We start from the raw sequence: 8,029 nt of genomic DNA, 5'->3' as shown, positions 1-8,029 counted from the left end.
CGCTGGCCGAACGGGTGAAGGACGCAATTGAGCACAAGCTGGTCTGATTGCGACATGCATCTGTGGGAGCGTGCTTGCCCGCGAACACGGGCGTAGCCCGTGCCAGGCAGCGCGGTGTCTTTTTCGCGGGCAAGCCCGCTCCTACACCGGTTGAAGGTGTCGGGATGAGGAGTGTTCCAATCGCGTCATCCGTGTAGGGCAATCCCTACAACAACTCTTCCATCCGGATGATGGCATTCTCTCAGTACCCCCGATTTCCGGGGCTTTGCCGTTCTTCTAGTCTTTTGCCTACGCAGTCATTCCAACAAGAAGGTGCAGGGCATGAGCGAGGCGAATTCGAACGAGACGCTGGTCAGCTTCCGTGGTGTGCAGAAGAGCTACGACGGCGAATCGCTGATCGTCAAGGACCTCAACCTCGACATCCGCAAGGGCGAGTTCCTCACCCTGCTCGGCCCTTCCGGTTCGGGCAAGACCACCAGCCTGATGATGCTGGCCGGCTTCGAGACCCCAACCGCCGGTGAGATCCAGCTGGCCGGTCGCTCGATCAACAACGTGCCACCGCACAAGCGTGACATCGGCATGGTGTTCCAGAACTATGCGCTGTTCCCGCACATGACCGTCGCCGAGAACCTGGCATTCCCCCTGAGCGTACGCAACCTGAGCAAGACCGACATCAGCGAGCGGGTCAAGCGTGTGCTCAACATGGTCCAGCTCGACAGCTTCGCCAAGCGCTACCCCGGCCAGCTTTCCGGCGGCCAGCAGCAGCGTGTGGCGCTGGCGCGGGCACTGGTGTTCGAGCCGCAGCTGGTGCTGATGGACGAGCCGCTCGGTGCGCTCGACAAGCAGTTGCGCGAACACATGCAGATGGAGATCAAGCATATCCACCAGCGCCTGGGCGTGACCGTGGTCTATGTCACCCACGACCAGGGCGAGGCGCTGACCATGTCCGACCGCGTGGCGGTGTTCCACCAGGGTGAGATCCAGCAGATCGCCGACCCGCGCACCCTCTATGAAGAACCCGCCAACACCTTCGTCGCCAACTTCATCGGCGAGAACAACCGCATCAACGGCACCTTGCTGGCGCGCAACGGTGAGCGCTGCCAGGTGCAACTGGCACGTGGCGAGAAGGTCGAGGCGCTGGCGGTGAACGTCGGCCAGGCCGGCGAGCCGGTGACCCTCTCGATCCGCCCCGAGCGCGTGCGCCTCAACGGCCACAGCGAGCATTGCGTCAACCGCTTCTCCGGCCGCGTGGCCGAGTTCATCTACCTGGGCGACCACGTGCGGGTGCGCCTGGAAGTCTGCGGCAAGGCCGACTTCTTCGTGAAGCAGCCAATCGCCGAGCTCGACCCGGCCCTGGCCGTGGGCGATGTGGTACCGCTTGGCTGGGAGGTGGAGCACGCCCGCGCGCTCGATCCGATTGCCGAAGCCCACTGATCGATTGCTTCACCAACCCTGTACTGTGGAGAGAATAATAATGCGCAAGCAGTTGAAACTGACCGCCCTGGCCCTGGGGCTGTTCACCGCGGGCCAGGCCCTGGCCGCGGACCTCACCGTGGTGTCTTTCGGCGGCGCCAACAAGGCAGCCCAGGTCAAGGCGTTCTACGAGCCGTGGGAGAAGGCCGGCAAGGGCAAGATCGTCGCTGGTGAGTACAACGGCGAGATGGCCAAGGTCAAAGCCATGGTCGATACCAAGAGCGTGTCGTGGGACCTGGTGGAGGTGGAGTCGCCAGAGCTGGAGCGCGGTTGCCAGGAGGGCCTGTTCGAGGAGCTCGACCCCGCGCCGTTCGGCAACGCGGCCGACTACGTACCCGGTGCGATCCAGGGCTGCGGCGTAGGCTTCTTCGTGTGGTCCACGGTGCTGGCCTACAACGCCGACAAACTCCAGACCGCGCCCACCAGTTGGGCCGATTTCTGGGACACCAAGAAATTCCCGGGCAAGCGCGGCCTGCGCAAGGGCGCCAAGTACACCTTGGAATTCGCCCTGATGGCCGACGGCGTAGCGCCCAAGGATGTGTACTCGGTGCTGCAGACCAAAGCCGGTGTAGACCGCGCCTTCAAGAAGCTCGACGAGCTCAAGCCGAACATCCAGTGGTGGGAAGCCGGCGCCCAGCCGCCGCAGTACCTGGCCTCGGGTGACGTGGTCATGAGCTCGGCCTACAACGGCCGGATCGCTGCGGTACAGAAGGACAGCAACCTGAAGGTGGTGTGGAACGGCGGGATCTACGACTTCGACGCCTGGGCCATTCCGAAGGGTGCGAAGAACGTGGAAGAGGCGAAGAAGTTCATCGCCTATACCGTGCAACCGGCACAGCAGAAGATCTACTCCGAGAACATCGCCTACGGGCCTGCCAACTCCAAGGCCATCGAACTGCTGTCGGACGATGTGAAGAAGGACATGCCGACCACGCCCGAGAACATCGCCAACCAGGTGCAGATCGACGTGGCCTTCTGGGCCGACAACAGCGAGCAGTTGGAGCAACGCTTCAACGCCTGGGCTGCGAAGAAGTAACGCGCCTCAAAGGAGCGCCGGGGTTTGACCGGCGCTCCCTCGTTTTCTGTGTTTTTCGGAGTTCGCCATGGCCATTGCAGTGCCCCTGAATGAAGGCGCAGGTCCAAGTCTCAAACAGCGCCTCAAGCGCGCCGAACGGGTCAACCGCTGGAAGGCCCAGGCGTTGATCGCGCCGCTGGCGCTGTTCCTGCTGCTGGTGTTCCTCGTACCGATCGCCGCACTTTTGTACAAGAGCGTCGAAAACCCCGAGGTGGTCGCAGGCCTGCCGCGCACCGTTGAAGCCGTGTTGCAGTGGGACGGCAAGAGCCTGCCCGACGAGGCGGTATACAAGGCCCTCAGCGAGGACCTGGCCGAATCGCGCAAGAACCAGACCCTGGGCGAGCTTTCCAAGCGCCTGAACATGGAACTGGCCGGCTACCGCAGCCTGCTGTCCAAGACAGCACGTGCACTGCCGTTCAAGACCGAACCGGCTTCCTATAAAGAAGCCCTGCAAACCCTTGATGAGCGCTGGGGCGACCCGGCCTACTGGCAGGCAATTCGCCGTAACACCAGCGAGGTGACACCTTTCTACCTGCTGGCCTCGCTGGATCACCGCATCGATGATCTGGGCGAACTGGCCAAGACCACCCCTGACCAGGCCATTTATCTGGACATTTTTGCCCGCACCCTGTGGATGGGGGGGGTGATCACCGTGATCTGCCTGGTGCTGGCCTATCCGCTCGCCTACCTGCTGGCCAACCTGCCGACCCGGCAGAGCAACCTGTTGATGATCCTGGTGCTGCTGCCGTTCTGGACTTCGATCCTGGTGCGGGTGGCGGCGTGGATCGTGCTGTTGCAGTCTGGCGGCCTGATCAATAGCGCGCTGATGGCCATTGGCATCATCGATCAGCCGCTGGAGCTGGTGTTCAACCGCACCGGGGTCTACATCTCCATGGTGCACATCCTGTTGCCGTTCATGATCCTGCCGTTGTACAGCGTGATGAAGGGCATTTCGCCGAGCTACATGCGGGCGGCGATTTCGCTGGGCTGTCATCCGTTCGCCAGCTTCTGGCGAGTGTATTTCCCGCAGACCTATGCTGGTGTCGGCGCCGGCTGCCTATTGGTGTTCATCCTTGCCATCGGCTACTACATCACCCCGGCCCTGCTGGGCAGCCCGAACGACCAGATGGTCAGCTATTTCGTCGCCTTCTATACCAACACCAGCATCAACTGGGGCATGGCCACGGCCCTGGGCGGCTTGTTGTTGCTGGCAACCGTGCTGCTGTACCTGATCTATAGCTGGCTGGTCGGCGCCAGCCGCCTGCGCCTGAGCTGAGGAGCCTTGTCATGCTGAGCCCTTACATGTCGCCCGTGGAGCGGGTCTGGTTCTACAGCCTGCGCATTCTCTGCGGCCTGATCCTGTTGTTCCTGGTCTTGCCGGTGCTGGTGATCATTCCGCTGTCGTTCAACAGCGGCAGCTTCCTGGTGTACCCGCTGCAAGGCTTTTCGCTGCAGTGGTACCAGGACTTCTTCGCCTCTGCCGAATGGATGCGCGCGCTGAAGAACAGCATCATCGTCGCTCCGGCGGCCACGGTACTGGCCATGGTGTTCGGCACCCTGGCGGCGATCGGCCTGACCCGCGGCGACTTCCCCGGCAAGTCGCTGGTGATGGCGCTGGTGATTTCGCCGATGGTGGTGCCGGTGGTGATCATCGGTGTGGCCAGCTACTTGTTCTTCGCGCCGCTGGGCATGGGTAACAGCTTCATTTCGTTGATCCTGGTGCACGCGGTGCTGGGTGTGCCGTTCGTGATCATCACCGTGTCGGCGACGCTTCAGGGCTTCAACTACAACCTGGTGCGCGCCGCAGCCAGCCTCGGAGCCTCGCCCTTGCTGACCTTCCGTCGGGTGACCTTGCCGCTGATTGCGCCGGGAGTGATCTCCGGGGCGCTGTTCGCCTTCGCCACCTCGTTCGATGAGGTGGTGGTGACGTTGTTCCTCGCCGGGCCCGAGCAGGCGACCCTGCCGCGGCAGATGTTCAGCGGTATCCGCGAGAACCTCAGCCCGACCATTGCGGCGGCGGCCACGTTGCTGATTGCGTTTTCGGTGATCCTGCTGCTGACCCTGGAGTGGTTGCGCGGACGCAGCGAGAAGTTGCGGACCCAGCAGCCGGCCTGATCCTGCGGCGGCTGCACCGGCCTCATCGCGGGACAAGCCCGCTCCCACGGTTGCCCCGCTGCTCATGAGGGCAGCGTTGTACTGGTAGGAGCGGGCTTGCCCGCGAAGAGGCCAGTGCAACCGTAGCCGATTTCGGGCACTGCTCGACACCAATTGATACCAATCAGCCCCCGTCCACTTCCCTGAGTTACAATGCGCGCCACCGTGATTTCCACCACATAGGTGCGCCATGCAGCCCTACGCTATTGCCCCCTCCATTCTTTCCGCCGATTTCGCCCGCCTGGGTGAGGACGTCGACAAGGTTCTGGCCGCCGGGGCCGACATCGTCCACTTCGATGTCATGGACAACCACTACGTGCCTAACCTGACCATCGGCCCGATGGTCTGCACGGCACTGCGCAAGTACGGCGTGACCGCGCCGATCGATGTGCACCTGATGGTCAGCCCGGTCGACCGCATCATCGGCGACTTCATCGAGGCCGGCGCGACCTACATCACCTTCCACCCGGAAGCGTCGCAACACATCGACCGTTCGCTGCAACTGATCAAGGACGGCGGCTGCAAGGCCGGCCTGGTATTCAACCCGGCCACCAGCCTGGACGCGCTGAAGTACGTGATGGACAAGGTCGACATGGTCCTGCTGATGAGCGTCAACCCCGGCTTCGGCGGGCAGAAGTTCATCCCCGGCACCCTCGACAAGCTGCGCGAGGCCCGCGCGCTGATCGATGCCAGCGGACGTGATATCCGCCTGGAGATCGATGGCGGCGTCAACGTCGGCAACATCCGCGAAATCGCCGCTGCTGGCGCCGACACCTTCGTGGCCGGTTCGGCGATCTTCAACGCCCCGGACTACCAGGAAGTGATCGCCAAGATGCGTGCCGAACTGGCCCAGGCCCGCCCATGAGTGGCTTCGAGCAGCTGTTCCCGGGGACGCTGCCCAGGCTGGTGATGTTCGATCTGGACGGTACGTTGATCGATTCGGTACCGGACCTGGCCGCCGCCGTGGACCGCATGCTGCTCGAACTCGGGCGCCCGCCCGCAGGGCTGGACGCCGTGCGCCAGTGGGTGGGCAACGGTGCCGAGGTTCTGGTGCGCCGCGCCCTGGCCGGCGGCATCGAGCACGACGCCGTCGATGCGCAGCTGGCCGAGCGTGCGCTGGCACTGTTCATGGAAGCCTATGGTGAAAGCCATGAGCTGACCGTGGTCTACCCGGGCGTGCGCGACACCTTGCGCTGGTTGCGCAAGCAGGGCGTGGAGATGGCCCTGATCACCAACAAGCCCGAACGCTTTGTCGGGCCGTTGCTGGACCAGATGAAGATTGGTCGCTATTTCCGCTGGATCATCGGTGGCGACACCCTGCCACAGAAAAAGCCCGACCCGGCGGCGCTGCTGTTCGTCATGAAGATGGCCGGCATCGCACCCGAGCAGTCGCTGTTCGTCGGCGACTCGCGCAGTGATGTGCAGGCGGCCAGGGCCGCGGGGGTCAAGAGCGTCGGCCTGACCTACGGCTACAACCACGGCCGGCCGATCGACGAGGAATCACCGAGCCTGGTACTCGACGATCTGCGCCTGCTGCTGCCCGGTTGCTTAGTCACCGACACTGGGATAACGTGGGCGGACCTTCAAGCCTCCCAAGACAGAGACTCCACTGTGGGTGTTACCGGCAAATTCTGGATGAAAGTCATCAAGGCCCTGGCCCGTTGGCGCTGGCGCGCCTGACTCCCGCTCGCCGGCGCCTGCCGGCCCGTCCGCTTGCCCGAACCCATTGCTGCTTGCCACGAGGCTACCCATGACCCGCGAAGAATTCCTGCGCCTGGCCGCTGCCGGCTACAACCGCATTCCCCTGGCCTGTGAAACCCTGGCCGACTTCGATACGCCGCTGTCGATCTACCTGAAGCTTGCCGACCAGGCCAACTCTTATCTGCTCGAGTCCGTGCAGGGCGGGGAGAAGTGGGGGCGCTACTCGATGATCGGTTTGCCTTCGCGCACGGTGATGCGCGTGCACGGCTACCGTGTGAGCATCCTGCACGATGGCGTCGAGGTAGAGAGCCACGAGGTCGAAGATCCACTGGCATTCGTCGAGTCGTTCAAGGACCGCTACAAGGTCGCCGACATTCCAGGCCTGCCGCGCTTCAATGGTGGCCTGGTCGGCTATTTCGGCTATGACTGCGTGCGCTATGTCGAGAAGCGCCTGGGCGCCTGTCCGAACCCGGATCCGCTGGGGGTGCCGGACATCCTGCTGATGGTCTCCGACGCCGTGGTGGTGTTCGACAACCTGGCCGGCAAGATGCATGCGATCGTGCTGGTCGACCCGTCTGAGGAGCAGGCCTTCGAGCAGGGCAAGGCGCGTCTGGAGGGCTTGCTCGACACGCTGCGTCAGCCGATCACTCCGCGTCGGGGACTGGACCTCAGCGGGCCGATGGCCGCTGAGCCTGAATTCCGCTCCAGCTACACCCGGGACGACTACGAGAATGCGGTCGGGCGGATCAAGGAGTACATCCTCGCTGGCGACTGCATGCAGGTCGTGCCGTCGCAGCGCATGTCCATCGACTTCAAGGCTGCGCCCATCGACCTGTACCGGGCGCTGCGCTGCTTCAACCCGACGCCCTACATGTACTTCTTCAACTTCGGCGACTTCCATGTGGTCGGCAGCTCGCCGGAAGTGCTGGTGCGGGTCGAGGACAATCTGGTCACCGTACGTCCGATCGCCGGCACCCGCCCACGCGGCGCCAACGAAGAGGCCGACCGCGCGCTGGAAGACGACTTGCTGTCGGACGACAAGGAAATCGCCGAGCACCTGATGCTGATCGACCTGGGGCGCAACGATGTAGGGCGCGTGTCGTCCACGGGCAGCGTACGCCTGACCGAGAAAATGGTGATCGAGCGTTATTCGAACGTCATGCATATCGTCTCGAACGTCACCGGTGAGCTGGCCGAGGGGCTGACGGCGATGGACGCCCTGCGTGCGATCCTGCCGGCTGGCACTTTGTCGGGCGCGCCGAAGATCCGGGCGATGGAGATCATCGACGAGCTGGAGCCGGTCAAGCGCGGTGTCTATGGTGGTGCAGTGGGTTACTTTGCCTGGAACGGCAACATGGACACCGCCATTGCCATCCGTACTGCGGTGATCAAGGACGGCGAGCTGCACGTACAAGCCGGTGGCGGCATCGTTGCCGACTCGGTGCCGGCACTGGAATGGGAAGAGACCATCAACAAGCGGCGGGCGATGTTCCGGGCTGTGGCGCTTGCCGAGCAGACGCCGCGCGGCTGATGGATGAAGAAACGGCGCTCTGGTGAGCGCCGTTTTTTTTGGTGGTGTGAGGGGGCTGCTGTGCAGCCCATCGCGTGGCCAGCCCGCTCCTACAG

Annotated in this window: 7 protein-coding genes; all 7 read left to right on the top strand. The window is 63.5% G+C overall.

Annotation, left to right across the window (positions count from 1 at the left end; translation table 11 throughout):
- Window positions 1-321 precede the first annotated feature (321 nt).
- The 7 genes from ACPZMI_RS01455 to trpE all read left to right on the top strand — a co-directional run bounded on the left by ACPZMI_RS01455 (window position 322) and on the right by trpE (window position 7,934).
- Window positions 322-1,434, top strand: a complete 1,113-nt coding sequence (locus ACPZMI_RS01455; RefSeq protein WP_186667559.1) for an ABC transporter ATP-binding protein — start codon at window positions 322-324, stop codon at window positions 1,432-1,434.
- 40 nt (window positions 1,435-1,474) lie between these two features.
- Window positions 1,475-2,509, top strand: a complete 1,035-nt coding sequence (locus ACPZMI_RS01450) for an ABC transporter substrate-binding protein (RefSeq protein ID WP_054892231.1) — start codon at window positions 1,475-1,477, stop codon at window positions 2,507-2,509.
- Between the two features lie 67 nt (window positions 2,510-2,576).
- Window positions 2,577-3,824 carry an ABC transporter permease gene (locus tag ACPZMI_RS01445; protein WP_426351536.1) on the top strand — a complete coding sequence of 416 codons (1,248 nt, stop codon included), beginning with the start codon at window positions 2,577-2,579 and terminating at the stop codon, window positions 3,822-3,824.
- Window positions 3,825-3,835: 11 nt separating this feature from the next.
- A complete protein-coding gene (locus tag ACPZMI_RS01440) occupies window positions 3,836-4,663 on the top strand; it encodes an ABC transporter permease (RefSeq protein ID WP_054892233.1) in 828 nt (275 codons plus the stop codon).
- A gap of 229 nt (window positions 4,664-4,892) precedes the next feature.
- Window positions 4,893-5,567 (top strand): ribulose-phosphate 3-epimerase, encoded by a 675-nt coding sequence (gene rpe, locus ACPZMI_RS01435; protein ID WP_054892234.1) that lies wholly within the window; start codon window positions 4,893-4,895, stop codon window positions 5,565-5,567.
- Window positions 5,564-6,382 (top strand): phosphoglycolate phosphatase, encoded by an 819-nt coding sequence (locus ACPZMI_RS01430; protein ID WP_186667561.1) that lies wholly within the window; start codon window positions 5,564-5,566, stop codon window positions 6,380-6,382. The genes rpe and ACPZMI_RS01430 overlap by 4 nt, the downstream gene beginning before the upstream one ends.
- A 70-nt stretch (window positions 6,383-6,452) precedes the next feature.
- Window positions 6,453-7,934, top strand: a complete 1,482-nt coding sequence (gene trpE / locus ACPZMI_RS01425; RefSeq protein WP_065864575.1) for an anthranilate synthase component I — start codon at window positions 6,453-6,455, stop codon at window positions 7,932-7,934.
- Window positions 7,935-8,029: the final 95 nt, after the last annotated feature.

Origin of the sequence: Pseudomonas wayambapalatensis, from assembly GCF_049942315.1 — a bacterium.
Taxonomy (GTDB): Bacteria; Pseudomonadota; Gammaproteobacteria; order Pseudomonadales; family Pseudomonadaceae; genus Aquipseudomonas; species Aquipseudomonas wayambapalatensis.
The sequence above is the reverse complement of the archived record's forward strand: the minus strand, read 5'-3'. Positions and strand labels throughout refer to the sequence as shown.

What these genes read in the sequence shown, in the direction of transcription:
- ACPZMI_RS01455 (WP_186667559.1), top strand. Translation starts at nt 322, where the DNA reads ATGAGCGAGGCGAATTCGAACGAGACGCTGGTCAGCTTCCGTGGTGTG.
- ACPZMI_RS01450 (WP_054892231.1), top strand. Translation starts at nt 1,475, where the DNA reads ATGCGCAAGCAGTTGAAACTGACCGCCCTGGCCCTGGGGCTGTTCACC.
- ACPZMI_RS01445 (WP_426351536.1), top strand. Translation starts at nt 2,577, where the DNA reads ATGGCCATTGCAGTGCCCCTGAATGAAGGCGCAGGTCCAAGTCTCAAA.
- ACPZMI_RS01440 (WP_054892233.1), top strand. Translation starts at nt 3,836, where the DNA reads ATGCTGAGCCCTTACATGTCGCCCGTGGAGCGGGTCTGGTTCTACAGC.
- rpe (WP_054892234.1), top strand. Translation starts at nt 4,893, where the DNA reads ATGCAGCCCTACGCTATTGCCCCCTCCATTCTTTCCGCCGATTTCGCC.
- ACPZMI_RS01430 (WP_186667561.1), top strand. Translation starts at nt 5,564, where the DNA reads ATGAGTGGCTTCGAGCAGCTGTTCCCGGGGACGCTGCCCAGGCTGGTG.
- trpE (WP_065864575.1), top strand. Translation starts at nt 6,453, where the DNA reads ATGACCCGCGAAGAATTCCTGCGCCTGGCCGCTGCCGGCTACAACCGC.